This window comes from Chelatococcus albus, assembly GCF_030067675.1.
In the GTDB taxonomy this organism is placed as follows: domain Bacteria; phylum Pseudomonadota; class Alphaproteobacteria; order Rhizobiales; family Beijerinckiaceae; genus Chelatococcus_A; species Chelatococcus_A albus.
On sequence record NZ_JASJEV010000004.1, the window covers coordinates 193,078 to 216,717 of the forward strand.

A 23,640-nucleotide genomic window follows, 5' to 3' on the forward strand; every position below is an offset into this window, starting at 1 on the left:
GGGGGGACGCAAACATGACGCCGACGCCGTACGACATCGACCTCGACAAGAACCCGGCGAACTTCCAGCCGCTGACGCCCCTCACCTTCCTGGAGCGTGCGGCGAGCGTCTTCCCCCAGCGAACCGCGGTGGTGCATGGGACGCTTTCCCGCAGCTATGCCGAGTTCTACGCGCGCTCGCGCCGGCTCGCCTCGGCGCTCGCGGCGCACGGCATCGAGCGCGGCGACACGGTCTCCGTCATGCTGTCCAACACGCCGGCGATGCTGGAATGCCACTACGGCGTGCCGATGACCGGCGGCGTGCTCAACACGCTCAACACGCGCCTCGACGCCGCCATCATCGCCTTCACCCTCGACCACGCCGAAACGAAGGTGCTCATCACCGACCGCGAGTTCTCGAAGACAGTGAAGGAGGCACTCGCCCTCGCCAAGGCCAAGCCGCTCGTCATCGACTACGACGATCCCGAGTACGATGGCCCGGGCGAAAGGCTCGGCGGCATCGACTACGAGGAGTTCGTCGGCTCGGGCGATCCGGACTTCGCCTGGTCGCCTCCCGCCGACGAGTGGGACGCCATCAGCCTCAACTACACCTCCGGCACGACCGGCGATCCCAAGGGCGTGGTCTACCACCACCGCGGCGCCTATCTCCTTGCGATGGGCAACATCGTCACCTGCGGCATGGGCAAGCACCCGGTCTATCTGTGGACACTGCCGATGTTCCACTGCAACGGCTGGTGCTTCCCCTGGTCCATCTCCATCGTCGCGGGCACGCACGTCTGCCTGCGACAGGTGCGGGCCAGGGCCATGTACGCCGCCCTCGCCGACCACGGCGTCACGCATCTGTGCGGCGCGCCCATCGTCATGGCGACGCTGCTCAACGCGCCGGCGGCGGAGAAGCGCGACTTCCGGCAGAAAGTCTCCTTCTTCACCGCCGCGGCGCCGCCGCCGGAGGCCGTGCTCGCCGCCATGAAGGAAGCCGGCTTCGAGGTGACGCATCTCTACGGACTGACCGAGACCTACGGCCCGGCGGTGGTGAACGACTGGCACGAGGAATGGAACACGCTGTCCGGCGCCGACTACGCGGTGAAGAAGGCGCGCCAGGGCGTGCGCTACCTGCCGCTCGAGGCCCTCGAGGTCATCGATCCCGAGACGATGCGGCCGGTGCCCGCCGACGGCGAAACCCTCGGCGAGGTGATGTTCCGCGGCAATGTCGTGATGAAGGGCTATCTGAAGAACCCCTCCGCCACGGCCAAGGCCTTCGAGGGCGGCTGGTTCCACTCCGGCGACCTCGGGGTGAAGCATCCCGACGGCTACATTCAGCTCAAGGACCGCTCCAAGGACATCATCATATCCGGCGGCGAGAACATCTCCTCCATCGAGGTGGAGGACGCGCTCTACAAGCACCCCGCCGTGCAGGCCGCCGCCGTGGTGGCGAAGCCGGACGAGAAATGGGGCGAGACGCCCTGCGCCTTCATCGAGCTGAAACCGGGCGCGACGGCCACGGCCGAGGAGCTCATCGCCTGGTGCCGCTCCAGGCTCGCAGCCTACAAATGCCCGCGCCATGTCGTCTTCATCGAACTGCCCAAGACCTCGACCGGCAAGATCCAGAAGTTCAAGCTGCGGGCCATGGCGAAGACGGCCTGAGGCAGCCGCCGCCCGGACATGAGAAAGCCGCCGGGCCAGCAGGCTCACGGCGGCTCTTCGTCACATTCAGGGGGCAGACGGTTCAGTGCAGGGATTTCTGCGGTTCCGCCAGCCGAAGCCGTTCCATCTCGTCCTTGAGCTGCAGTTTCTTGCGCTTGAGTTCGGCGAGTCTCAGGTCGTCGGAAGAGGGGCTCGCGAGCGTCGCTTCGATTTCACGCTCGAGCGCCCGGTGCCGCCTCTCGAGCTCGGCGAGATGGGCTTGCAGAGACATGCGGGAACCTCCCTTCTCTATGCTCCGACGACAAAACTGTGACACAGCAATGTGGCGGAGTCGAAGCAGGAAAGTCGCTGCGGCGCACAAACGAAGCACCTGTCCACCGCGGCTTTGCCGACTTGCGGCGGCGCGACGGTCACAGCATACTCCCGCCCGTATCCACGGTCCCGACCGGGTGCGCGAAGCATGATGGCGTTCGATCTGACCGAAGAAGAGCGTATGGCCTTCGCATCCGAGCTCAATCGGCTGAAGGAGGAGCATCGTGATCTCGACGCCGCCATCTCGGCGCTCGAGCAGATGGGCCCCGGCGACCAGCTCCAGATCCAGCGCCTGAAGAAACGCAAGCTCGTCCTGAAGGATCGCATGACCTTCCTCGAGGACCAGCTTACCCCCGACATCATCGCCTGAGCCGAGGCCGACGAGCCCGCCCCGGCGTCCTGCGCGCCCTTGCGTCGAAACCGGCGCCCCTGTACGAGGCGCGGTCTCGGCACGCGCGAGGACAGGGCCACAATGGGCACGAAGACGGATACGCCGGTCGCCATCATCATGGGCAGCCAGTCGGACTGGGCGACGATGCGCCACGCCGCCGAGACGCTCGATGCGCTCGGCATCGCCCATGACGCGCGCATCGTCTCGGCCCACCGCACGCCGGACCGGCTCTACGCCTTTGCCAAGGGGGCGAAAGCTGCCGGATTCAAGGTGATCATCGCCGGCGCCGGCGGCGCAGCCCATCTGCCCGGAATGACGGCAGCGATGACCGCGCTGCCGGTCTTCGGCGTGCCGGTGGAATCGAAGGCGCTCTCAGGGCAGGACAGCCTCCTTTCCATCGTGCAGATGCCCGGCGGCATCCCGGTCGGTACGCTCGCCATCGGCAAGGCCGGGGCGATCAATGCCGCCCTGCTCGCGGCCAGCGTTCTCGCCCTCGGCGACGAGGCGCTCGCCGAGCGCCTCGACGCATGGCGAGCCCGCCAGACGGCCTCCGTCGCCGAGCGTCCCTCCGACGAGGCCTGACCCATGCTGCCCCCCGGTTCGACCATCGGCATCCTCGGCGGCGGCCAGCTTGGTCGCATGATCGCGCTGGCGGCGGCGCGTCACGGGCTCAGGACGCATGTCTACGCGCCCGAACCCGACAGCCCGGCTTTCGAGGTCGCCGGCAGGCGCACCGTCGCGGCCTATGACGACGAGGCGGCACTCGTGGGTTTCGCCGACGCGGTCGACGTCGTCACCTACGAGTTCGAGAACGTGCCGGCTGATACGGCCCACATCCTCGCCACCCACGTGCCCCTGCGCCCCGGCGCCCGGGCGCTCGCCACGACGCAGGATCGCCTGGAGGAAAAGACCTTCGTCGCCGGCCTCGGCATCCCGACCGCCCCCTTCCGTGCCGTCGGCAGCGCGGCCGAGCTCGAACAGGCGCTTTCCGCTCTGGGCCGCCCGGCGGTGCTCAAGACCCGGCGCTTCGGCTACGACGGCAAGGGCCAGGTGATGCTGCGCGAGGGCGACGACCCACGCGCGGCGCTCGACACCATCGGCCACGTGCCGGCGATCCTCGAGGGCTTCGTGCCCTTCGCGCGCGAGGTGTCGGTGGTCGCCGCGCGCGGCGTCGACGGCAGCTTCGCGGCCTACGACGTCTGCGAGAACACGCACCGCGACCATATCCTCGACGTGACGCGCGTGCCCGCCCGCCTGCCGGCGGAGACGGCGGCCCGCGCGCTCGCCCACGCCAGGCGCATCGCCGAGGCGCTCGAGTATGTCGGCGTTTTCGCCGTCGAGATGTTCGTGGTCGAGGCGGAGGGCCGAAGCGAGGTGATCGTCAATGAGATCGCGCCGCGCGTGCACAATTCCGGCCACTGGACCATCGAGGGCGCCGAGACCTCGCAGTTCGAGCAGCATGTGCGCGCCGTCTGCGGCTGGCCGCTCGGCCCGACGAGCCTGACAGGCGCGAGCGTGGAGATGACCAACCTCGTCGGCGCCGACACTGACCGCTGGCCGGCCCTCCTCGCCGAACCGGGCGCTCATCTGCACCTCTACGGCAAGGGCGTCGCCCGCCCGGGCCGCAAGATGGGACACGTCACGCGCGTGCGCCGCCGCCCCGCCACCTGACGGCCGCCGAAGCGCCGGCGCAGGCCCGGATCATACGCCATTTCACCGAGCCTCGGCGGTGGACAGCCCGGATGTTATCTGCTAGCTGAAGCGACCACGGTTACGGCGCGCCGTTCGCGCCGGGGATTTTTTTCGCCCCCTCATCGGGACTGAACACGGGAAGACGACGCGTGCAGGTTCTCGTTCGCGACAACAACGTTGATCAGGCGCTGCGTGCGCTGAAGAAGAAGATGCAGCGCGAGGGCATCTTCCGTGAGATGAAGCTCCGCGGCCACTACGAGAAGCCGTCCGAGAAGAAGGCTCGCGAGAAGGCCGAGGCCGTCCGTCGCGCGCGCAAGCTGATGCGCAAGCGCCTGCAGCGCGAAGGTCTCCTGCCGGCCAAGGCGAAGCCGGCCCGCGGGCGCTGAGCGTCCGTGCCGATCGCGTCGTCGTGCCCGACGACGCGTCACTCCTTCGATCGGCGCCCATCCGGCAACGGGGGCGCCCGATTGCTTTCAAGGGCCGGAATATCCTGCGCCTTCAGGCGCCGCCGCCGGTCCTGCGAGACCGTACGATGTCAGCATGCGCGATCTTGCGAGGGTCCATCCCCCGGTTCGTCGGAGTGAAGGCATTCCCTCGTCGGGCCGCCATTGTGCGCAGGATGGTCGAGGGCTTCGGTTCGAAAGAGAGCGACACACGCGCGGAGGGTCGATCGTGAGCCAGTGGTTTTCGTCGGAGCTGACCACGAGCCGGATGGTGGCCTTGCCGATCGCCCTCGTGATGGGGCTCGGCCTCGCGGCCTGCGAGACGGTGAACTCCGTGGGCCCCGTGCGCAATGTCGCCGAGGTCTCCGAAGATGCCTCCGGCGCGGCGAGCGTGAACATCGCCTCGCTCTCCGACGTCATCAAGCAGAACCCCGGCGACCCGCAGGCCTACAACACCCGCGGCGCGGCCTATGCCAAGGTGGGCCGCTACGGCGACGCCATCAGCGACTTCAATCAGGCCGTGCGCATCGATCCGAACTACGCGCCCGCCTACACGAATCGCGCCCTCGCCTTCCGCCAGACCGGCAAGAACGACGCCGCCCTCGCCGACTTCAACCGCGCCATCACGGCCGACCCGAACTACGTCCCGGCCCTGATCGGCCGCGCCAACCTTCTGCGCGTCCAGGGCGACGCGAGCCAGGCGCTGGCCGACCTCTCGCGCGCCATCCAGCTCAATCCCGAATCGGCCGAAGCGCTGCACGCGCGCGGCCTCCTCTACCAGCGCCAGGGCCAGCACCAGCAGGCGGTGAACGACTTCGGCGCCGCGCTCGACCGCAATCCCTTCGTCGCCGCGCCCTACACGGCGCGCGGCCAGAGCCTCATCGCCCTCGGCCAGTACGACAAGGCGATCGAGGACTTCAACGCCTCCCTCAACGTCGACAACCGGAACGCCGATGCCTGGGCCGCCCGGGGCCTCGCCTACGAGAAACGGGGCAACAGGCCGCTGGCGATCGAGTCCTACCAGCGCGCGGCGAGCATCGACAACGCGAACGCGACGGCGCGCGCCGGCCTCTCGCGCCTGCAGGGCGGCCTCTTCCGCTGACCTGCCCTGCAAGAGATCGGCCGTCGCGGCCCGGCCGGGGCGCGTCGGGCGCGGCGGGGATGCGGCCGCGTCAGGCGATCTCCTTCATCAGCGTTGCCGCATAGGGTGAGAAGCCGAAGCGCGCATAGGCGATCTCGGCGGCAGCATTGCCCGCGAGAACGCCGACGAAGAGCCGCTTGATCCCGCGCTCCCGCGTCAAGCCTTCGGCCTCGGTGAGTAGCGCCTGCGCGACACCGCCGCCGCGGAAGGCCGCATCCACGTAGAGATCGGAGATATAGCCGTAGCGACGCAGCTCCTCGGCCACATAGACATCGTCTTCCTCATCGGACCAACCGAGAAAGCCGGCCGGCGTCCCGCCGATCTCGGCCAGAAGGACGACGCGCCTGGCCGCCGCGACCCCTTCCTCGAGTTCGGCGACCGTTTGTTCCGCCGAAGCGCGGTCGAGGCAACGGTCGCCCGACAGGCCGTGCTCGAACATATTGAGAGCCTGCACGAACCCGATCACGGTCTCGCGGTCTTCCGGGCGCATGGGGCGGATCAGGAGGCTCATCGTGCGGCTCTTTGCGGGTCCGTGGATCGGGTGGCGAGGGGGCGCCTCCTGGACGGCAGGGATTACCGCAAGGTTACGGTCGCTCAGGAGCCCTCCTTGCTCACGCCCACCGTGCGCACCTGCGTGTCCGGCAGGCTCCCCGCCGCCACGTCGTCCAGGAACATCTGCACCTGGGGAATCGCACCCTGATCGATCAGATCCCGGTGATGGCCGTCGGGAAAACGCACGAAACGCTTCGGCGGATTGGCGAGGTTGTAGAGCGCCGCGCCTTCCGCGAAGGGCACCGTCGTGTCGCGCTCGCCATGCAGGAAGAGCACGGGCACGCGCACGCGACCGATGACCTCGTCCGACCGGAAGGGGTCGAGCATCATCAGGCGCGCCGGCACGAAGGGATAGCGCCGGCCGGCGACGGACAGCGCGGACAGATACGGGGCCTCGAGCACCAGCGCTTTGACCCGCGCCTCGGCGGCAAGGCGGACGGCAACTCCCGAACCGAGCGATTCGCCGTAGGCGACGAGCCGATCGGCCCCGAAGCGGCGCGCCGCCTCCTCGTGAGCCGCAGCCGCATCCCGGTGCAGCCCCTCCTCCGACGGCCGGCCGGTCGAGCCACCGTAGCCGCGGTAGCTGACCGCGAAGAGGCCCGTGCCGTCCTCGGTCAGGGCCTTGAAGCGCTCGATGCGCAGCGGCCGCGCGAGATTGCCCGAATTGCCGTGGAAGAAGAGCAGCACCGGCTTGTCGCCCCTGGGCGGCAAGACCCAGGCGACGAGCGTCTCGCCATCGCTCGTCTTCAGGCTGACCTGCTCGAGCCCGGGGATTGCGGCCGACTGAGCCGAAACCGGGCGCTCGTCGCGCGGGAAGACGAGCGACCGCTGCTGGGCGAAGAGGAGGCCGAGGCCGACGACATAGACGGCGGCCATCGCGAGGACGACACGGAAGGCGAGACGCAGGGCTCTCGAACGCATGGCTCACCAGGGGCTGACGACAGGGTGGCGATTCGACTGTCGCGCGACCATGCCACGCGGCCGAGCCGGTGCCGACCCCTCGCGCACGAGGCCTATGCGCCGGCCTTGAGCCCAAGGTCGTCGAGTACCTTGCGGATCGCCAGTTCGAGGGCGGATTTCTTGGCGGGCCAGCTGCGTTGCAAAGCTTCCAGTATCTGGCGCAGCCGGGCCTCGTCCGCCGGGCCCGCGGACAGCTCCAGGGACACGCGATCGAAATCGCCGTCGAGCTGCACCCGGACCGCGTCGAACGCACCGCGGAACTCGTCGCGCGCCGCGACCATGGCCCGCGCCGCCGGCGCGAGCTGCGACGGCCCTTCCTTGCGTTCCAGCTCCCGGCGAACCTCGACGAGCAGACGGTCGATCGTGTCCGTGTAGTGCGTTGCCGCGTCCCTGATGAGGGCCTGCAGGCGATCGGCGCGGCTGCGCTCCATGTTGCGCTCGCTCGTGGCCTTGGCGACCTGCAGCTCCAGGCTCCTGCGCGCGAGCTCGTTGGCCTCGCTCTGCTTGGCCCAGGTGACGTAGGCGGTGAGGCCCCCGACGATCGCGGTCGCGGCGGCCCCGACGAAGGCGGCCTTGAGCGTGGCGGCGAAGCGAGCCATGGACGTTCCTTCCGGCACCTGGCGGGTCACGGCGCCGGTGCGTGGGCCCCGGCGGCGCGATCCTAGACCAAGGTACCGGACGCGCGAAGGGGACTGCCCCTTCGCGTCGACACGTGCGATGCCGGTCGCGCGGCTCAGAAACCCTTCAGGATCTCGTCCACCATCTTCTTGGCGTCGCCGAAGAGCATCATGGTGTTGTCCTTGAAGAACAGCTCGTTCTCGACGCCGGCGTAGCCCGAGCCCATGCCGCGCTTGACGAAGAGCACGGTCTTGGCCCGCTCCACGTCGAGGATCGGCATGCCGAAGATCGGTGAGGCGGGATCGGTCTTGGCCGCCGGGTTGGTGACGTCGTTGGCGCCGATGACGAAGGCGACGTCGGCTTGGGCGAACTCGGAATTGATGTCCTCGAGCTCGAACACCTCGTCGTAGGGTACGTTCGCCTCGGCGAGCAGCACGTTCATGTGGCCCGGCATGCGGCCCGCCACCGGATGGATGGCGTATTTGACCTCGACGCCCTCTTCCTTGAGCTTGTCGGCCATCTCGCGCAACGCGTGCTGCGCCTGAGCCACCGCCATGCCGTAGCCGGGCACGATGATGACCTTGGCCGCGTTCTTCATGAGGAAGGCCGCATCGTCCGCCGAGCCCTGCTTGACCGGCCGCTCCTCTGCCGCGCCGCGGCCGGCCGCCGCCGCCTCCCCGCCGAAGCCGCCGAGGATGACGGACAGGAACGAACGGTTCATGCCCTTGCACATGATGTAGCTGAGGATCGCGCCCGAGGAACCGACCAGCGCCCCCGTGATGATGAGGGCGAGGTTGCCGAGCGTGAAGCCGATGCCTGCCGCCGCCCACCCCGAGTAGGAGTTGAGCATCGAGATGACGACAGGCATGTCGGCGCCGCCGATCGGCACGATGAGCAGGACGCCGAGCACGAAGCTGAGCAGCGTGATCAGCCAGAACAGCACGTGGCTCTCGGTGCGCACGAAGAGCACCACGAGCACCAGCAGCAGGACGCCGAGGCCGATGTTGATGGCATGGCGGTTCGGCAGCAGGATCGGCTTGCCCGACATCCGGCCGTCGAGCTTCAGGAAGGCGATGACCGAGCCCGTGAAGGTGAAGGCGCCGATGGCGACGCCGAGCACCATCTCGACGAGGCTGCCGCCGTGGATCGAGCCGACCGAACCGATGCCGAAGGCCTGCGGCGCATAGAGCGCGCCCGCCGCCACGAGCACGGCGGCGAGGCCGACGAGTGAATGGAAGGCGGCGACGAGCTGCGGCATGGCCGTCATCGGCACGCGCCGGGCGATCACCGCTCCGATGCCGCCGCCGATGGCGAGGCCAACGACGACGAAGAGCCATGCGGCGATGCCGGAGGGCGGCGCCCCGACGAGCGTCGTCAGGATGGCGATCCCCATGCCGGCCATGCCGTAGAGGTTGCCCTGGCGCGAGCTCGCCGGCGAGGACAGGCCGCGCAGCGCCAGGATGAAGAGGACGCCGGCGACGAGATAGAGAAGGGACGAGAGGTTGGCGGACATCGCTCGTTCACCCCTTCTTCTTGTACATGGCAAGCATCCTCTGCGTGACGAGGAAGCCGCCGAAGATGTTCACCGAGGCGAGGACGAGCGCGACGAAGCCGAGCGCCCGGGCCCAGAGCGGCCCGTCGCCAAGCACGGCGTCCGCCTGCACGCCTACCGCGAGCAGCGCACCGACGACAATCACCGAGGAGATGGCGTTGGTCACCGACATGAGCGGCGTGTGCAGCGCCGGCGTCACGGACCAGACGACGTAGTAGCCGACAAAGACGGCGAGCACGAAGATCGCGAGGCGAAAGACCGTCGGGTCGACGGCCCCGCCCGTCGCGGCATGGGCGGCGGCGCCGAGGGCGGCGGCGGCTTGGTCGGCATAGGCCTGCGCAGCGGTGGCCGCCTGTTTGGCGGTCTCGGCGGCCGCGCGGGCCCCTTCCATCGCCTGTTCGGGCGTGAGATTGGCCATGGCTCGTTCCCCCAGTTGTCCGGTCAGGCCTTCGGCTGGAAGGCCGGGTGGATGACGGCACCGTCGCGCGTGAGGCAGGTCGCCTTGACGAGTTCGTCGTCCCAGTTCACCGCCAGCGCCTTGGCCTTCTTGTCGATCAGGGTCTCGACGAAGGCGTAGAGGTTCTTGGCGTAGAGGCTCGAGGCCGTGGCGGCGAGGCGGCCCGGCACGTTGAGATGGCCGACGATCTTGACGCCGTTGTGCATCACGACCTTGCCCGGCTTGGCGACCTCACAGTTGCCGCCACGCTCGACGGCGAGGTCGACGATGACGGAGCCCGGTCGCATCGATTCCACCATGGCCTTCGACACGAGCTTCGGCGCCGGACGGCCCGGGATGAGCGCGGTGGTGACGACGATGTCCTGTTTGGCGATGTGGGAGGCGACAAGCTCGGCCTGCTTGGCCTTGTAGGCGTCCGACATCTCCTTGGCGTAGCCGCCGGCGGTCTCGGCCTGCTTGAACTCCTCGTCCTCGACGGCGATGAACTTGGCGCCGAGCGACTCGACCTGCTCCTTGGCCGCGGGGCGCACGTCGGTCGCCGTGACGACGGCGCCGAGGCGGCGGGCCGTGGCGATCGCCTGCAGGCCGGCGACGCCCGCGCCCATGACAAAGACCTTGGCGGCCGGCACGGTGCCCGCGGCCGTCATCATCATCGGCAGCGCCCGGCCATATTCCGCCGCGGCGTCGATCACGGCACGATAGCCGGCGAGGTTGGCCTGGGAGGAGAGCACGTCCATCACCTGCGCCCGGGTGATGCGCGGCATCAGCTCCATGGCAAAGGCGGCGACGCCCGCCTCGGCGAGCGCCTGCACGGCCGCCTCATTGCCGTAGGGGTCCATGACGGCGACAACGAGCGCGCCCTTCTTGAAGGACGACAGTTCGGCGGCGGAAGGGCGACGCACGCGCAGGACGATGTCGGCGTCCTTGACAGCCTCCTCGGCGGTTGCGGCGATCGTGGCGCCGGCCGCTTCATAGTCGCCGTCGGCAATGCCGGAGGCGAGGCCTGCGCCTTTCTGCACCGCCACCGTGGCACCGAGGCCGACGTATTTCTTGACCGTTTCGGGCGTCGCGGCGACGCGACCCTCGTTGGCCTCGGTCTCGGTGGGAATGGCGATGCGCATCGTCGATCACTCCAGACGTGGCCCCGTTCCGGGTCGCCACGACCCGGAGCGAACGGCGCTGTCACTGCGGGTGGAGATCAGAGGAGGAAATAGGCCATGAGCACGAGGACGAGGGCGACGAAGCCCATTCCCCACTTCGCGCCCGTCACGAAGAGACGATAGGTGTTCTCGTGCTCCTCGTAGTCCATCGCAGGGTGCCCGGCGGGGTGAACGGTGCTGTGCGGCTCGGCCATGGTGGTCCTCGGCAATTGTCGTTGCCCTGCGGCTTTATCGCAACGCATGAGCTCTTGCAACGCGGGCGGGCATTCTCCGTCACGCCGCAAAGCGAGGCAATGGCATAGATTAAATCGGTTTAAGAACGAATGTCCAACCGCCGGACGCCGGGTTGCGGGCGGGATCGCTCAGGAATGAGCGCGCAGCCCGGCCTTCACCAGCGCCGCGCTTTGACGATCGTCTATGACGCGGCGCGAGAATTCCTCGATCTCGGCTTCGAACAGGCGGTGGAAATTGAGCTCCGCCCCGAGGTGCAGGAAGACGGCGCCAAGGCCGATCGCGGCGCGGTCCATGAAGACGAATTCGCGCGGCACCGTCACCGGCCCCTTCTCCTTCAGGGCCCTGTGCACCCTGAAGGCCTCGCGCCGGCCGTATTCGGCCGGCGAGACGCCGTCGGCGATGGTGCGCACGCGGTCGTCGAGCAGGGGGCCATAGATGAACCGCGCCCAGATGTTCAGCGTGTCGATGAGATCATTGCCGAGCGCCCGGAACCCCCAGGTCTCGTAGGCCGAGACGATGCGGTCGCGGTCGTCGGTCTGGAGACCGCGGTAGAGATCGACCACGCCCTCGACGAAGGAAGCGGGGAAGATGCGGATGCATCCGTAGTCGAGGAGGTTGATGCCGAGCGCTTCCGGCCGCTCGGGTTCGCCGCCCTCTGCGAAGACGGTGTAGTTGCCAAGATGCGGGTCGCCGTGGATGACGCCGAAGTGGCTGAAGGGATGCCACCAGGCCTTGAACATGGCGACTGCGAGGCGGTTGCGCATGTCGAGCGGTGCGCTCTTGAAGGCGAGAAGCTTGCGCCCCTCAAGCCAGTCGAGCGTGAGGAGGCGGCCCGTCGACAGCTCCGGCCAGACGTTCGGCACGCGCACCTCCGGCACGTCCGCGAGCATGGCGCGGTAGAGGGCGACGTGCCGGGCCTCGCGGCGGTAGTCGAGTTCCTCGCGCACGCGCGCGCCGATCTCCTTGGCGATCTCGCGCGTGTCGATGGCCGGGTCCATGCGGCGATGGATTGCGAAGAGGATCTCGAGCTGGGCGAGATCCGCCTCCACGGCCGACTGCATATCGGGATACTGCAGTTTGCAGGCGAGCGCCGAGCCGTCCTTCGCCGTTGCGCGGTGCACCTGGCCAAGGGAGGCGGCTGCGGCCGGCCTGAGATCGAAGGAGCGGAACTTCCCCGCCCAGTCGGCGCCGAGTTCGGCCATCATGCGCCGCTTGACGAAGGCTGCGCCCATGGGCGGAGCCTCGGACTGCAGCCTCTGCAGCTCGGTCGCGTATTCGGGCGGCAGGAGATCGGGAACGGTCGCCATGAGCTGGGCGACCTTCATGATCGGACCCTTGAGGCCGCCGAGGGCGCGCGTGAGGTCGGCGGCGTTGCGCTCGCGGTCGAGGCTGACCCCGAGCATGCGCGATCCGACCACCTTGGCCGCGATGCCGCCGACATTCGCCCCCACGCGCGCATAGCGGGCGGCGCGGGCGGTGAAGCGGTTCGCTTCGCGGTCTCGGTCGTTCACGGCAGGATCCTCGACGGCACCCCCGGGCACAGATATGCAGCGAACGGGCGATTGCCAGAGCAGACGGCGGTGCCCTGCCGTGAGGAGGCCGCCCTTCACGCCCCCTCCATCGCGGCGAGGTCGTCGATGAGGCCCTCGATCATCGACAACCCGATCTGCCAGAAGGCCGGATCGCGCGCGTCGAGACCGAAGGGAGCGAGCAGCTCCGAGTGGTGCTTCGTGCCGCCGGCCGAGAGGAGGGCGAAATACTTGTCGACGAAGCCCGCCTCGGCCTTCTCGTAGACGCCATAGAGCGAGTTCACGAGGCAGTCCCCGAAGGCATAGGCGTAGACGTAGAAGGGCGAATGCACGAAGTGCGGGATATAGGCCCAGAAGGTCTCGTAGCCCGGACCGAGGCGGATCGCCGGACCGAGGCTCTCCTCCTGCACCGACAGCCACAGCTCGCACAGCCTGTCGCCCGTCAGCTCGCCGGCGCGCCGCTCGGTGTGCACCTTGCGCTCGAAGGAGTAGAAGGCGATCTGGCGCACCACCGTGTTGAGCATGTCCTCGACCTTGGCGGCCAGCATCGCCTTGCGCTGGCGCGGATCGTGCGTCTCGGCGAGGAGCCGGCGGAAGGTGAGCATCTCGCCGAAGACGGAGGCGGTTTCGGCCAATGTCAGCGGCGTCGGGGCCATGAGCGCCCCGTTCGGCGCCGCGAGCACCTGGTGCACGCCGTGACCGAGCTCGTGGGCAAGGGTCATCACATCGCGCGGCTTGCCCTGGTAGTTGAGAAGCACATAGGGGTGGGCGGAGGGCACGGTCGGATGGGCGAAGGCGCCCGGTGCCTTGCCGGGGCGCACGGGTGCGTCGATCCAGCGCTCGTCGAAGAAGCGGCGCGCAATGTCGGCCATGCGCGGCGAGAAGGCCGCATAGGCGCCGAGCACCGTGTCGCGCGCCTCGTCCCAGCCGATGGCGCGCGTCTCGACCTGGGGCAGCGGTGCGTTGCGATCCCAGTGGTCGAGCTTCTCCTTGCCAAACCACTTCGCCTTCAAGGCGTAATAGCGGTGCGACAGGCGCGGGTAGGCGTCGCGCACGGCCCTTACCAGGGCGTCGACCACCTCCCGCTCCACCCGGTTGGCGAGGTGGCGGGAATCGGCCACATCCTCGAAGCCGCGCCAGCGGTCGGAAATCTCCTTGTCCTTGCCGAGCGTGTTGGTCACGAGCGTGAAGATGCGCAGGTTGTCCCTGAAGACCTTGGCGAGCGCCTCCGCTGCCGCCTTGCGCACGGCCTCGTCCGGCTCCTGAAGCTTGTTGAGCGTCGGCTCGATCGCAAGTTCCTCGCCCTCGACGGAAAAGCGCAGGGAGGCGATGGTCTCGTCGAACAGACGGTTCCACGCGGCACGGCCGGTCACGGACTTCTCGTGGAAGAGCTGCTCGATCTTGTCCTCGAGCTGGTAGGGCTTGTCCTTGCGGATGTCCTCGATCCACGGGCGGTAGCGGGCGAGCGGACCCGAGGCGGTCGCCGCCGCGATCACCGCGTCGTCGATGCGGTTGAGCTCGAGGGTGAAGAACAGAAGCTCCGAACTCGCGGCCGTCAGGCGCTCCTGCGTATCGCCGTAGAACTTGGCGCACTTGGGATCCGTCGTGTCGCCGGCATAGACGAGGCTCGCATAGGACATGAGCCGGCCGAGCAGGTCCTCGATCGCCTCGTAGCGCTCGACCGCTGCCCCCAGCGCCACGCTCGCCTCGGGCCCGCGCGCGATCGCATCGAGCTTGCCGCGGTAGGCTTCGGCGAAGGCCTTGCACTCGGCCTCGGCGCGGGCGAGGTCCTCGGCGAAGGCCGGCGCCTCCATCGCCGGATAGAGATGCGTCAGATCCCACTCCGGCAGCGGACCAAGACCATCTGCAACGCGTGCGGCTGCAGCGGTGGACATGGCGCGCTGCTCGGCGGGATGGGCAAAGGTCATGACAGTCTCGTTCCTGCGATCATGGGGCGACCGCGGCTGGGCGAGCCGGGCAGCCGTAGGTCGGGGAGGGAATCGGGCGATTCCGCGTGCGCCATGATATCGGCCCGGACGGGGCCTCGATCAATGTGTCACGCGCATCCCGTCGCGCCCCCCGCCATCAGCACCCGAGCGGGCGGAGGCGACCAGGCTTGCGGCGGCGTGGCGGGCCGGATCCAGTCCCCGGCCACGACGCAGTTGCCGCGCCCTTCTCCCTGTAAGACAATACCGTGCTGGGGCATCGCTCCAGCCCGGAGCGACGATTGCTGCGAGAGTCCGGAGATTGCCGATGGTCTCGATCCTCATCAGCGCCCTGGTCACCGTCCCCGTTGCCCGGTTTCCCTCATTCGGCGGAGCGTTGCCGGAGGAAGCGCAACGGACCTCGCGCCTCGCCGTCGGCGACGGCCGGCCGGCGCTGCACGGGCCGGACGGCCCGGCTGACGTCTAGACCCGGCAGCCGGTCCATGCGGGCAGTGCGGTGGCATCGTCGTTCGCGGCTGCGTTAACAGCCGCTTTACCCTTGTCGTCGAGCATTGCCCCGAAACGAAACACCGTGCGGGAGCAACGCCGGACTGATGACGAGCCAAATCCTCATCGTTGACGATGATCCCGTGCAGCGCCGCCTCGTCGAGGCGATGATTCGCCGCTTCGGTTACGAGGCGGTGGTTGCCGAAACGGGCGAACAGGCGCTCGCGCTGCTCGCCGGCCCTGACGGCGAGAGCATCGATCTCGTCATCCTCGACCTCGTCATGCCGGACCTCGACGGCATGGGGGTGCTCGCGGCCCTGCGGGAGCGCGAGGTGAGCGTACCCGTCATCGTGCAGACGGCGCACGGTTCCATCGAGACCGTCGTCAACGCCATGCGGGCGGGTGCGGCCGACTTCGTCGTGAAGCCGGTCGGGGCGGAGCGCCTGCAGGTCTCCATCAAGAACGCACTGCGCACCGACGCGCTCGAGGACGAGATCAGGCGCCTGAAGCGCCGCGCCTCCGGCAACCTCTCCATCAAGGACATCGCCACGCGCAGCGCCGACATGACACGGGCCTTGCGCCTCGCCGAACGGGCGGCCCGCTCCAACATTCCTGTCCTGATCGAGGGCGAGTCGGGCGTCGGCAAGGAAGTACTGGCGCGCGCCATCCAGGGCTCGGGCGACCGGCGCGGCAAGCCCTTCGTCACGGTGAACTGCGGCGCGATCCCGGAGAACCTCGTCGAATCCATCCTCTTCGGCCACGAGAAGGGTGCCTTCACCGGCGCCACCGAAAAGCATGTCGGCAAGTTCGTGGAGGCGAACGGCGGCACGCTCTTTCTCGACGAGATCGGCGAGCTGCCCCTCGACGCGCAGGTGAAGCTCCTGCGCGCCATCCAGGAGGGCGAGGTCGACCCGGTCGGCGGGCGCAAGTCCGTCAAGGTGGACATCCGGCTCATCTCCGCCACCAACAAGAGCCTGCTCGACCTCGTGAAGCAGGGCCGCTTCCGCGAGGATCTCTACTACCGGCTCAACGTCTTCCCCATGACGCTGCCGCCGCTGCGCGCCCGGACCGAGGACATCCCGGACCTCGTGCGCTCCTTCCTCGCCCGGTTCTCCGCCGAGGAGGGCAAGCGCGTGCGCGCCGTGACGCCGGAGGCCATGACGCTGCTCATGCGCTACGACTGGCCGGGCAACGTCCGCCAGCTTGAGAACGCCGTCTTCCGGGCGGTCGTGCTCGCCGACGGCGACGAGCTGACGCTCGCCGAATTCCCCCAGATCGCGGCGCAGGTCGACGGTTTCGATGTGTGCATCCCGCCAGCCCCCGCCGCCCATGCGCCGACGGCTGCCGCGCCCCAGCCCGTGCGCGAGATCGTGCGGGTCGAGGTGCGCGATCCGAACGCGCTGACGCTCGTCGACGGTTCGGGCGAGGTGCGCCGCCTCGAGGACATCGAGGGCGAGGCCATCCGCTTCGCCCTGCAGCACTATCGCGGCCACATGTCGGAGGTGTCGCGCCGTCTCGGCATCGGCCGCTCGACGCTCTACCGCAAGCTCAAGGACCTCGGCCTCGAGGGAGGGTCGGAGGACGACGATCCGGCCTCGGACGCGGCGGCGTGAGGAGGCTGTGACCCGAGGGGCACGCCGGTGCGGGATCGCACGGCCACGGTTTCACGCTACCGCTAGCGTGCTTGCGTTCGATGGACCGACGCGCCACACAGGGCGCGCGCCGGTCGGCGGTACCAGGCGGGTCGATTCCCGACGGATGCCCCCTCTGTCCGAGGGGAACGACTCGCATCATCAATGTGTTGAGCTCAGGAGGCTCTTCATGCGTGCGCGCGTCGCCGGTGCGTGGTTGATTGGCGTCTGTCTCGCTGCGACGGCGGCCGGTGCCTCCCGGGCCAACGAGGCGGCCGTTCCTGCGCAGGTTCCCTTCGACCTCGCCCTGCCCGAGCCGCCGCTGGTCGAGGTCGTCGTGGCGCCGCAGGCCGATCCCACCGCGATCACCGGCTCCCTGCCCGAGGGCATGGCCCTGCGCCCGACGCGCGGGCCGGAGGGCGAGCCGCCCGTGTCCGGCGCGGCGGGCAAGTCGCAGGCGACGGCTGACGTGACGTCGCGCGACCTGCCGGTGGTCGATCTGCCGCCCCCCGACGTGCCGCCGGTCATCGTCCAGATCCCGACGGCGGACATCGCCAAGGCCATGATCGCCGAACGGCTCGCCAAGGGTGAGGCTCTCGCCCAGGCTCGCCTCGGCAAGCGCGAGCGAGAGGCGGTGGGAGCCTTCTATGCGGGCCGCGGCTATGCCCCCCTCTGGCTCGACGGAGAACAGTGGAACGCGCGGGCGCGCCATGTGATGGCGCAGATCGAGCGGGCTGCCGAAGACGGGCTCGATCCCGCCGACTATCCGCTGCCGACCGTCGACGTGCTGCCGAAAGCCGAGCGACAGGCGGCCCTCGCCGATGCCGAGCTGAAACTCTCCGCCGCCGCGGTCGCCTATGCGCGCGATGCCCGCGGCGGGCGCATCGAGCCGCCCCGCCTCTCGAAACTGATCACGCCGAAGCTCGACCTGCCGAGCGCCGAGGCAGTGCTGGCGGGCCTCGCCGAGAGCACGGACGCGGCTGCCGCCCTCGCCGCCTACAACCCGCCGCATGCCGGCTATCGTGCGCTGAAGGAGAAGCTCGCCGAGATCCGCGCCGCGCGGCCGTCACAGCCCGTGCCCATGGTCAGGGTGCCGGCGGGGCCCGCCCTCAAGATCGGCATGCGCGACCCGCGCGTGCCGCTCATCCGGGCGCGCTTCGGCCTCGGCCCGGACCCGCACGGCGAGCACGACGACACGACCTACGACGAGAAGGTCGCGGCCGCCGTCGCCAGCTTCCAGAAGCAGAACGGCCTGCCTGCGAGCGGCGTGCTGACCCGCCAGACGGTGGCCATGCTCGCCGCCGGCGCGCCGGCCTCGCGCGCCGAGGGCACCATCATCGCCAATATGGAACGCTGGCGCTGGCTGCCGGCGGAGCTCGGCGAGCGGCACGTGTTCGTCGACATTCCCGCCTATACGCTGCGCCTCGTGCGCGACGGCGAGACGGTCCACTCCGCCCGCGTCATCGTCGGCAAGCCGGAGAGCCCCACGCCGATCTTCTCGGACGTGATGGAGCACCTCATCGTCAATCCCTATTGGCACGTGCCGCCGTCGATCCTGAAGAAGGAGTTCCTGCCGCAGCTCGCGGTCGATCCGGACTATGCGACGCGGCGCGGCTACGAGGTCATCCGCCGCGGCAATTCGATCTCCGTCAGGCAACCGCCGGGGGAGCGCAATGCGCTCGGCAACATCAAGTTCATGTTCCCCAACGAGCACGCGGTCTACCTGCACGACACCCCCGGCCGGCATCTCTTCCGCAGCGAGCGGCGCGCCATGAGCCACGGCTGCGTGCGCGTGGACCAGCCCTTCCGCTTCGCCGAGCTCGTCCTCGCCGAGGAGGGCGGCTGGTCGGAAGAGCGGGTGCGCAAGCTGGTGGGCGGCAAGGAGCGCTTCATCAAGCTCGGCCATCCGCTGCCGGTGCACCTCACCTATTTCACCGCGGTCGTCGGCACGGACGGAGAACTGCAGACGCGTGACGACATCTACGGCGTCGACGCACGCGTCAAGGCAGCGCTCGGCCTGCGCTGAGCTCTCGCGCCGCAAGGCATCTTTTTGCCATGGTTCGGCCTTATCCGCAGCAGCCGCTGGGTTTCCGGGCTGGGGCTAACGTCTCGTTAAGCCTTCTCGGCAAGAGTTCGTTCATCGTTTGGCCGCCACGGGCTCCAACGGCACGTGGCCTCGCAACGGACGAGTTCGCTTTTGTATCCGACGCGCTTCCGCAAGGCGCTGTCCCCGAAGGGACGTGTATCGCGCCTGATGTTCAATGCGTTGATAGCCGCCGGCGCCCTCGTCGCCGGCACGCGTGACCTGCAGAACGCGGTCGCCAACGGCGAGACGCGCACGCTCCAGATCTACCACACGCATACCAAGGAAAGCGCCGCCATCACCTTCAGGCGCAACGGCTTCTACGACCGTGACGCGCTGAAGCAACTCAACTGGATCCTGCGCGACTGGCGGCGCGACGAGCCGACCCAGATGGATCCGAAGCTCTTCGACATCGTCTGGGAAGTGCAGCGCGAGGTCGGCTCGCGGGAGGCGATCCACGTCGTCTCGGCCTACCGCGCGCCCGAGACCAACGCCATGCTGCGCCGACGCTCGCGGGCCGTGGCCAAGCACAGCCAGCATATGCTCGGCAAGGCAATGGACTTCTACCTGCCGGACGTCGGCATGGACAAGGTGCGCGCCATCGCCATGCGCCTGCAGCGCGGGGGCGTCGGCTACTACCCGACCTCGTTCAATCCATTCGTGCATCTCGACGCGGGCAGCGTGCGCTCCTGGCCGCGCATGACACGCGACCAGCTCGCACGCCTCTTCCCGGACGGCAAGACGGTGCATCTGCCGGCCGACGGGCGCCCGCTCGAGGGTTACGACGTGGCCGCGGCCGAGATCATCGCGCGCGGCGGCTCGGTGGCGGGCTACGCCTCGGCCTATGCCGATGCGGGGGAGGCGGCGCAGCCCACACGCCGCAAGAGCCTCTGGGCCGCCCTCTTCGGTGGCGGCGACGAGGAGGACGAGGATCAGGACTACAGCAGACCCGCCCGCGGCGGCCGGCAGGTGGCGGCAGCGGCGCCCCCGAATTCCCAGCCGGCCGGCTCCCGGCCGGATGACAGCGCCTGGAGCTTCTTCCGCAATGACTCGGCGCGCGGCCGGCCGGCGGTGCCGCAGCAGCCGGCGGTGGTCGCCGCCCTGCCGCGACAGGAGACGATCGCTGCTGCCCCGCCCGAGGCACCTCAGCCGAAGGCACCTGCGGCAGCCGAGCCGGTGGCGGCCGACGTCCCGCTGCCTGCCGCCCGCCCCGCCGGCCTCGCGACGGATGCGCCCACGGTCCTCGCTGCGGCCCAGGCGCCCGCCACCGGTCCCCGCTTCGTCTGGCAGCAGGGGCCGACCGGCCAGGGTGGAAATGGGCCAATCGACCCCGCGACCGCCACGGTCGCCGCGCTCGCTCCTCTGCCGCCGCGCCGCCCCGACGACGTGGCGCCCGTCGCCGCCACGCTCGCCGACGTCCCGTTGCCGCCGGCCCGGCCGGTGGCGCTCGCCGCGCTCGGTGCGCCGCCCGCAGCGGTTGCGGTACCCGCGGGCGAGCAGAATGCCCTGGCGGCCCTCGCGGCCTCGACGAGCGGCGGGGACAGGGCGCTCGGCAGCGCCGTTCCGGTCGTCGCAGCCCTCGCCTATGCGCCTGCCAATCACCCGGCGCCGCCCACGCGCCCGGTCGTGCTTGCCGCGCGCGCTCCGGCCCCCGCGGCCCTGCCGGCGGATCCGGAGGTCACCGGACAGGTCCACCCGAGCGAACGCAGCGCGCTCAAGGCCCTCTTCGCCGCCGCCGTCACCGAGGCTACTCCGTCGCCGCGCGTCAGGGTGGCAGCCGCGCGGATCCGCCCGCAGAGCGTCGAGGTGCCGGGCGTGACCGAGGCACCCACCCGGACGATCACGGCCAGCTTCACCAAGGGGCCTGCGGTGGAGCTCGCCACCAACCGCTTCACCGGCCCGGCCGTGAAGCCCCTGGCGACGACGACCTTCGCCGCCGCCAAGCGCTGATTGTCGCTACAGCCCGCAGTCGAGCTCCCCGCGGAAAAGAAGGCCCGGACGGTGCCATCCGGGCCTTCCGCATCGCGCGTCACATGCCGAGCGCCTGCATGTAGAGCTCGAGGATCGCCTCCTCCTCCTGCCGCTCCTCCGGCGGCTTCTTGCGCAGGGACACGAGCTTGCGGATCGCCTTGGTGTCGAAGCCGCGCCCCTTGGCCTCGGCGTAGACTTCCTTGATGTCGCCGGCGATGGCGGCCTTCTCTTCCTCGAGGCGCTCGATGCGCTCGATGAACTGCTTGAGCTCTTCGGCGGCAACGCCGGAATCGGCAACGTCAGAGACCATGGTCCTCGTACTCTTCACTCGATCGGGATGACGGGCGCCAGAACGGGACCGGCCAAAGCGGAGAACCGTTTGGCAAGCGAACCCGCCCTCACCTTATGCGTGCGAACGGACATACGCGGGCCGACCGATTGAGCCGGCCCCGTCCGCTCTGGAGCGCCCGCGCTGCGGAGCGCGTGCCTGCGGCATGCGCATCCGAGTCGAAGGGGAGGCGGAGATTAGCGGCTCCCGGCCAGAATGGAAACGTCCGGGCGCCTGCGATGCTGCGGCCAGCGCGTCCCTCAGTGCTGCGGGCGGTTGCGATCGAAGGCTGCGCGCTGCTCGGCCGTCGCCTCATTCTGGTGGCGCGCCTTCCAGTCCTCATAGGGCATGCCGTAGACATGCTCGCGGCTTTCATCCTTGCTCATCGCCACGCCGCGCGCGTCGGCCGCGTCCTTCAGCCAGTTGGACAGGCAGTTGCGGCAGAAACCGGCGAGATTCATCAGGTCGATGTTCTGCACGTCCGTCCGCTCGCGAAGGTGCACGACGAGGCGCCGGAACGCGGCCGCCTCGAGCTCGGTCATCGTCTTCTCGTCAATGGTCATCACCGTCTCCGTCGGAGTGACACGGCCGGCTGCGTCCGCGGCGCCCCCTCACCGCCGCTGCGCCGTGCGGCTCGGAAAATGTTCGATGCTGCGCAGATGGGTCTCCTCCCCGATCCCGCGCAAGAGGCGGACCAGCCGGTCGCCCCAGCCTCGCGCCCCCGCCGCATCGGCGATCAGGTCCTGCCGCACCTCCACGAGCGCATGCGGCAGGCCGCGTACCGTCGCATGACGGTTGAGCGTATCGCCGACGAGGGCGCCGTCGTAGGGCTCGTTGTCGCCGACCACGATGTCCCCCTCTGCCCTGAGCGCGGCGATGAGGGGCGCGGCGAGGCGCGGGTCCGCGTCCCACAGCACGCCGGCGTGCCAGGGGCGAGGCGAGCCCCGCCACACGGGTGTGAAGCTGTGGATCGATACGACGGCCGGCACGACGCCCGCCGCCAGGGACGCGTCGATAGTCGCGCGGATGGCGGCATCATACGGGCGGTAGAAGCGCGCGATGCGGCGTGCCACCTCCGCCTCGTCGATTCGGGCGTTGCCCGGCACGATGGCCCCGTCTGACAGGCGCATGACGAGGGTCGGATCGTCGGCGCCGCGGTTCGGATCGATGAGGAGGCGCGAGAAGCGGGTGAGGATGGCCGGCGCGCCGGTGAGCTCGGCCATCCGGCGCGTCACTGCCGCCGCGCCGATGTCATAGGCGATGTGGCGCTCGAGTTCGCGCGGCGGCAGGCCGAGGGAATCATATTCCGCCGGGATCTCGTTGGAGGCGTGATCGCACAGGAGGAGGAGCCCGGTGGCGGGATCGCCGCCAATCGCCTCGATCGGCCAGGGCGTGATCGACAGGGCTTCGTCCGTGGCATCCGGGACGACGGGCGCTGGAACCGAGGGGGGCAGGCGGCGCATGGGAGAAGGAAGACTTGCCGATGGGGGCCACGCCGGTGGTGACGGGCCGACGAACTTGCCATAGGACTGTCCGGTCCGCGAGCCCGAGCCTGCGCCTGCCCCCACCTTTCCCGATGACCGTGACTTCCGAGCCCCAGCGAACCGCAGCGCGCCCGACCATCGGCGAGGCCGGGCGCACCAGCGCCTTCCTCGCCCTCGTCGCAGGCGCGCTTGCCATGGGGCTGTCGCCCGTCTTCGTGCGGCTCGCCGACGTGGGGCCCTTCACGAGCGCCTTCTGGCGCGTGGCGCTCGCATTGCCGGCGCTCTACCTCTGGATGAAGCTCGACGAGCGGGGGCGCCCCGGGGAACGCAACGCCCGCTTCACCCAGGCGACCGTGCTCGCCGGCCTCGCCTTCTCCGGCGACCTGTTCCTCTGGCATCTCGCCATCGTCAACACGACGATCGCCAATGCCACCTTCTTCGCCACCACTGCGCCACTGTGGGTCGTCCTCGTCACCTGGCTCGTCCTGCGTCGGCGCGTGGCGCGAGGCGTCGTGCTCGGCCTGTCGCTCTGCCTCGCGGGCGGGGCGGCGCTCGTCTGGGACAGCCTGAGCCTTGCGCCCGGCCGGCTGCCAGGCGACGCCTTCGGCCTCGGCACGGCGGTGTTCTTCGGCCTCTATTTCCTTGCCGTGGAAAGGGCGCGACGCGAGACCCGCGCCGCGCGCGTCACCTTCGAGACCACCGTGGTGACAAGCGCGGTGCTCTTCGCCGTGGCCCTCGTCATGGAAGGGCGGCTGCTGCCGGCAAGCCTCGAAGGGCTCCTGGCCCTCCTCGTCATCGCCTGGGTAAGCCATGCCGGCGGGCAGGGGTTGCTCGCGATCGCCCTCGGGCGGTTGCCGGCCGTCTTCTCGTCGCTCGTCATCTTCCTCGAGGCGATCGCCGCGGCGTTCTTCGCCTGGGTGCTGCTCGGCGAGAGCCTCGGCCCCGCGCAGATCTCCGGCGGCGCGCTCATCCTTGCGGGCATCTGGCTCGCCCGGCCGCGAAGGGAAATAAAGGAGGAGGCGTGAGC

General features: G+C 69.5%; 24 protein-coding genes. 11 read left to right on the forward strand and 13 right to left on the reverse strand.

Annotated elements, in window-relative coordinates:
- Window positions 1-14 precede the first annotated feature (14 nt).
- Window positions 15-1,643 (forward strand): acyl-CoA synthetase, encoded by a 1,629-nt coding sequence (locus QNA08_RS08520; protein ID WP_283740267.1) that lies wholly within the window; start codon window positions 15-17, stop codon window positions 1,641-1,643.
- An 82-nt stretch (window positions 1,644-1,725) separates the two neighbouring features.
- Here QNA08_RS08520 and QNA08_RS08525 read toward each other — a convergent pair whose 3' ends face one another.
- Window positions 1,726-1,914, reverse strand: coding sequence for a YdcH family protein (locus QNA08_RS08525; protein ID WP_283740268.1), 189 nt, complete (start codon window positions 1,912-1,914; stop codon window positions 1,726-1,728).
- 222 nt (window positions 1,915-2,136) lie between these two features.
- On the opposite strand from QNA08_RS08525, the gene QNA08_RS08530 reads away from it, so the two are divergent.
- From QNA08_RS08530 to QNA08_RS08550, 5 genes are all read left to right on the forward strand, one after another.
- Window positions 2,137-2,325 (forward strand): YdcH family protein, encoded by a 189-nt coding sequence (locus tag QNA08_RS08530; protein ID WP_422679879.1) that lies wholly within the window; start codon window positions 2,137-2,139, stop codon window positions 2,323-2,325.
- A gap of 102 nt (window positions 2,326-2,427) precedes the next feature.
- Complete coding sequence (gene purE / locus QNA08_RS08535; RefSeq protein ID WP_283740269.1) at window positions 2,428-2,928, forward strand: 5-(carboxyamino)imidazole ribonucleotide mutase; 501 nt, start codon at window positions 2,428-2,430, stop codon at window positions 2,926-2,928.
- 3 nt (window positions 2,929-2,931) lie between these two features.
- Window positions 2,932-4,017, forward strand: a complete 1,086-nt coding sequence (locus QNA08_RS08540; protein ID WP_283740270.1) for a 5-(carboxyamino)imidazole ribonucleotide synthase — start codon at window positions 2,932-2,934, stop codon at window positions 4,015-4,017.
- A 170-nt stretch (window positions 4,018-4,187) separates the two neighbouring features.
- Window positions 4,188-4,424, forward strand: a complete 237-nt coding sequence (gene rpsU / locus QNA08_RS08545; protein ID WP_283740271.1) for a 30S ribosomal protein S21 — start codon at window positions 4,188-4,190, stop codon at window positions 4,422-4,424.
- 325 nt (window positions 4,425-4,749) lie between these two features.
- Window positions 4,750-5,583 carry a tetratricopeptide repeat protein gene (locus tag QNA08_RS08550; RefSeq protein ID WP_422679883.1) on the forward strand — a complete coding sequence of 278 codons (834 nt, stop codon included), beginning with the start codon at window positions 4,750-4,752 and terminating at the stop codon, window positions 5,581-5,583.
- 70 nt (window positions 5,584-5,653) lie between these two features.
- Here QNA08_RS08550 and QNA08_RS08555 read toward each other — a convergent pair whose 3' ends face one another.
- The 9 genes from QNA08_RS08555 to QNA08_RS08595 form a co-directional block, all read right to left on the reverse strand.
- Window positions 5,654-6,133, reverse strand: a complete 480-nt coding sequence (locus QNA08_RS08555; RefSeq protein WP_283740273.1) for a GNAT family N-acetyltransferase — start codon at window positions 6,131-6,133, stop codon at window positions 5,654-5,656.
- 83 nt (window positions 6,134-6,216) lie between these two features.
- Window positions 6,217-7,095: an alpha/beta hydrolase gene (locus QNA08_RS08560; RefSeq protein WP_283740274.1), complete on the reverse strand. Its 879-nt coding sequence runs from the start codon at window positions 7,093-7,095 to the stop codon at window positions 6,217-6,219.
- A gap of 92 nt (window positions 7,096-7,187) precedes the next feature.
- Window positions 7,188-7,733, reverse strand: coding sequence for a hypothetical protein (locus QNA08_RS08565; RefSeq protein ID WP_283740275.1), 546 nt, complete (start codon window positions 7,731-7,733; stop codon window positions 7,188-7,190).
- A gap of 134 nt (window positions 7,734-7,867) precedes the next feature.
- Window positions 7,868-9,265, reverse strand: coding sequence for an NAD(P)(+) transhydrogenase (Re/Si-specific) subunit beta (locus QNA08_RS08570; RefSeq protein WP_283740276.1), 1,398 nt, complete (start codon window positions 9,263-9,265; stop codon window positions 7,868-7,870).
- A gap of 7 nt (window positions 9,266-9,272) precedes the next feature.
- Window positions 9,273-9,722 (reverse strand): NAD(P) transhydrogenase subunit alpha part 2, encoded by a 450-nt coding sequence (locus QNA08_RS08575; protein ID WP_283740277.1) that lies wholly within the window; start codon window positions 9,720-9,722, stop codon window positions 9,273-9,275.
- A gap of 23 nt (window positions 9,723-9,745) precedes the next feature.
- On the reverse strand, window positions 9,746-10,882 hold the full coding sequence (locus QNA08_RS08580) for a Re/Si-specific NAD(P)(+) transhydrogenase subunit alpha (protein WP_283740278.1): 1,137 nt from the start codon (window positions 10,880-10,882) through the stop codon (window positions 9,746-9,748).
- 77 nt (window positions 10,883-10,959) lie between these two features.
- Window positions 10,960-11,115: an aa3-type cytochrome c oxidase subunit IV gene (locus QNA08_RS08585; protein ID WP_283740279.1), complete on the reverse strand. Its 156-nt coding sequence runs from the start codon at window positions 11,113-11,115 to the stop codon at window positions 10,960-10,962.
- Between the two features lie 168 nt (window positions 11,116-11,283).
- Complete coding sequence (locus QNA08_RS08590) at window positions 11,284-12,666, reverse strand: ABC1 kinase family protein (RefSeq protein ID WP_283740280.1); 1,383 nt, start codon at window positions 12,664-12,666, stop codon at window positions 11,284-11,286.
- Window positions 12,667-12,761: 95 nt separating this feature from the next.
- Window positions 12,762-14,612, reverse strand: a complete 1,851-nt coding sequence (locus tag QNA08_RS08595) for a M3 family oligoendopeptidase (protein WP_422679880.1) — start codon at window positions 14,610-14,612, stop codon at window positions 12,762-12,764.
- A gap of 325 nt (window positions 14,613-14,937) precedes the next feature.
- Between QNA08_RS08595 and QNA08_RS08600 the strand changes: the two genes are divergently transcribed.
- From QNA08_RS08600 to QNA08_RS08615, 4 genes are all read left to right on the forward strand, one after another.
- The gene (locus QNA08_RS08600) at window positions 14,938-15,096 is read left to right on the forward strand and encodes a hypothetical protein (RefSeq protein WP_283740281.1); all 159 of its coding nucleotides are present in this window, start codon (window positions 14,938-14,940) and stop codon (window positions 15,094-15,096) included.
- A 127-nt stretch (window positions 15,097-15,223) separates the two neighbouring features.
- The gene (locus QNA08_RS08605) at window positions 15,224-16,729 is read left to right on the forward strand and encodes a sigma-54-dependent transcriptional regulator (protein ID WP_283740282.1); all 1,506 of its coding nucleotides are present in this window, start codon (window positions 15,224-15,226) and stop codon (window positions 16,727-16,729) included.
- Window positions 16,730-16,937: 208 nt separating this feature from the next.
- Window positions 16,938-18,773 (forward strand): L,D-transpeptidase family protein, encoded by a 1,836-nt coding sequence (locus QNA08_RS08610; RefSeq protein ID WP_283740283.1) that lies wholly within the window; start codon window positions 16,938-16,940, stop codon window positions 18,771-18,773.
- Between the two features lie 228 nt (window positions 18,774-19,001).
- Entirely contained in the window at window positions 19,002-20,780 is a 1,779-nt protein-coding gene (locus QNA08_RS08615; protein ID WP_283740284.1) for a peptidoglycan L,D-endopeptidase MepK, read from the forward strand.
- 79 nt (window positions 20,781-20,859) lie between these two features.
- On the opposite strand, the gene QNA08_RS08620 is transcribed toward QNA08_RS08615, so the two are convergent.
- The 3 genes from QNA08_RS08620 to QNA08_RS08630 all read right to left on the reverse strand — a co-directional run bounded on the left by QNA08_RS08620 (window position 20,860) and on the right by QNA08_RS08630 (window position 22,592).
- A complete protein-coding gene (locus tag QNA08_RS08620) occupies window positions 20,860-21,111 on the reverse strand; it encodes a DUF2312 domain-containing protein (RefSeq protein WP_283740285.1) in 252 nt (83 codons plus the stop codon).
- 278 nt (window positions 21,112-21,389) lie between these two features.
- A complete protein-coding gene (locus tag QNA08_RS08625; RefSeq protein ID WP_283740286.1) occupies window positions 21,390-21,692 on the reverse strand; it encodes a DUF1244 domain-containing protein in 303 nt (100 codons plus the stop codon).
- A 48-nt stretch (window positions 21,693-21,740) separates the two neighbouring features.
- Window positions 21,741-22,592 (reverse strand): N-formylglutamate amidohydrolase, encoded by an 852-nt coding sequence (locus tag QNA08_RS08630; RefSeq protein ID WP_283740287.1) that lies wholly within the window; start codon window positions 22,590-22,592, stop codon window positions 21,741-21,743.
- A 113-nt stretch (window positions 22,593-22,705) separates the two neighbouring features.
- Here QNA08_RS08630 and QNA08_RS08635 point away from each other — a divergent pair, with 113 nt between their 5' ends.
- Entirely contained in the window at window positions 22,706-23,638 is a 933-nt protein-coding gene (locus QNA08_RS08635; protein ID WP_283740288.1) for a DMT family transporter, read from the forward strand.
- The last annotated feature ends 2 nt before the right edge of the window (window positions 23,639-23,640 follow it).

Coding starts and splice junctions, on each gene's coding strand:
- QNA08_RS08525 (WP_283740268.1), bottom strand. CDS start 1,914: ATGTCTCTGCAAGCCCATCTCGCCGAGCTCGAGAGGCGGCACCGGGCG.
- QNA08_RS08550 (WP_422679883.1), top strand. CDS start 4,750: ATGGTGGCCTTGCCGATCGCCCTCGTGATGGGGCTCGGCCTCGCGGCC.
- QNA08_RS08605 (WP_283740282.1), top strand. CDS start 15,224: ATGACGAGCCAAATCCTCATCGTTGACGATGATCCCGTGCAGCGCCGC.
- QNA08_RS08570 (WP_283740276.1), bottom strand. CDS start 9,265: ATGTCCGCCAACCTCTCGTCCCTTCTCTATCTCGTCGCCGGCGTCCTC.
- QNA08_RS08540 (WP_283740270.1), top strand. CDS start 2,932: ATGCTGCCCCCCGGTTCGACCATCGGCATCCTCGGCGGCGGCCAGCTT.
- QNA08_RS08635 (WP_283740288.1), top strand. CDS start 22,706: ATGACCGTGACTTCCGAGCCCCAGCGAACCGCAGCGCGCCCGACCATC.
- QNA08_RS08520 (WP_283740267.1), top strand. CDS start 15: ATGACGCCGACGCCGTACGACATCGACCTCGACAAGAACCCGGCGAAC.
- QNA08_RS08595 (WP_422679880.1), bottom strand. CDS start 14,612: ATGACCTTTGCCCATCCCGCCGAGCAGCGCGCCATGTCCACCGCTGCA.
- QNA08_RS08625 (WP_283740286.1), bottom strand. CDS start 21,692: ATGACCATTGACGAGAAGACGATGACCGAGCTCGAGGCGGCCGCGTTC.
- QNA08_RS08600 (WP_283740281.1), top strand. CDS start 14,938: ATGGTCTCGATCCTCATCAGCGCCCTGGTCACCGTCCCCGTTGCCCGG.
- QNA08_RS08530 (WP_422679879.1), top strand. CDS start 2,137: ATGGCCTTCGCATCCGAGCTCAATCGGCTGAAGGAGGAGCATCGTGAT.
- QNA08_RS08630 (WP_283740287.1), bottom strand. CDS start 22,592: ATGCGCCGCCTGCCCCCCTCGGTTCCAGCGCCCGTCGTCCCGGATGCC.
- purE (WP_283740269.1), top strand. CDS start 2,428: ATGGGCACGAAGACGGATACGCCGGTCGCCATCATCATGGGCAGCCAG.
- QNA08_RS08615 (WP_283740284.1), top strand. CDS start 19,002: ATGTTCAATGCGTTGATAGCCGCCGGCGCCCTCGTCGCCGGCACGCGT.
- QNA08_RS08565 (WP_283740275.1), bottom strand. CDS start 7,733: ATGGCTCGCTTCGCCGCCACGCTCAAGGCCGCCTTCGTCGGGGCCGCC.
- QNA08_RS08610 (WP_283740283.1), top strand. CDS start 16,938: ATGCGTGCGCGCGTCGCCGGTGCGTGGTTGATTGGCGTCTGTCTCGCT.
- QNA08_RS08585 (WP_283740279.1), bottom strand. CDS start 11,115: ATGGCCGAGCCGCACAGCACCGTTCACCCCGCCGGGCACCCTGCGATG.
- QNA08_RS08575 (WP_283740277.1), bottom strand. CDS start 9,722: ATGGCCAATCTCACGCCCGAACAGGCGATGGAAGGGGCCCGCGCGGCC.
- QNA08_RS08620 (WP_283740285.1), bottom strand. CDS start 21,111: ATGGTCTCTGACGTTGCCGATTCCGGCGTTGCCGCCGAAGAGCTCAAG.
- QNA08_RS08560 (WP_283740274.1), bottom strand. CDS start 7,095: ATGCGTTCGAGAGCCCTGCGTCTCGCCTTCCGTGTCGTCCTCGCGATG.
- QNA08_RS08580 (WP_283740278.1), bottom strand. CDS start 10,882: ATGCGCATCGCCATTCCCACCGAGACCGAGGCCAACGAGGGTCGCGTC.
- QNA08_RS08555 (WP_283740273.1), bottom strand. CDS start 6,133: ATGAGCCTCCTGATCCGCCCCATGCGCCCGGAAGACCGCGAGACCGTG.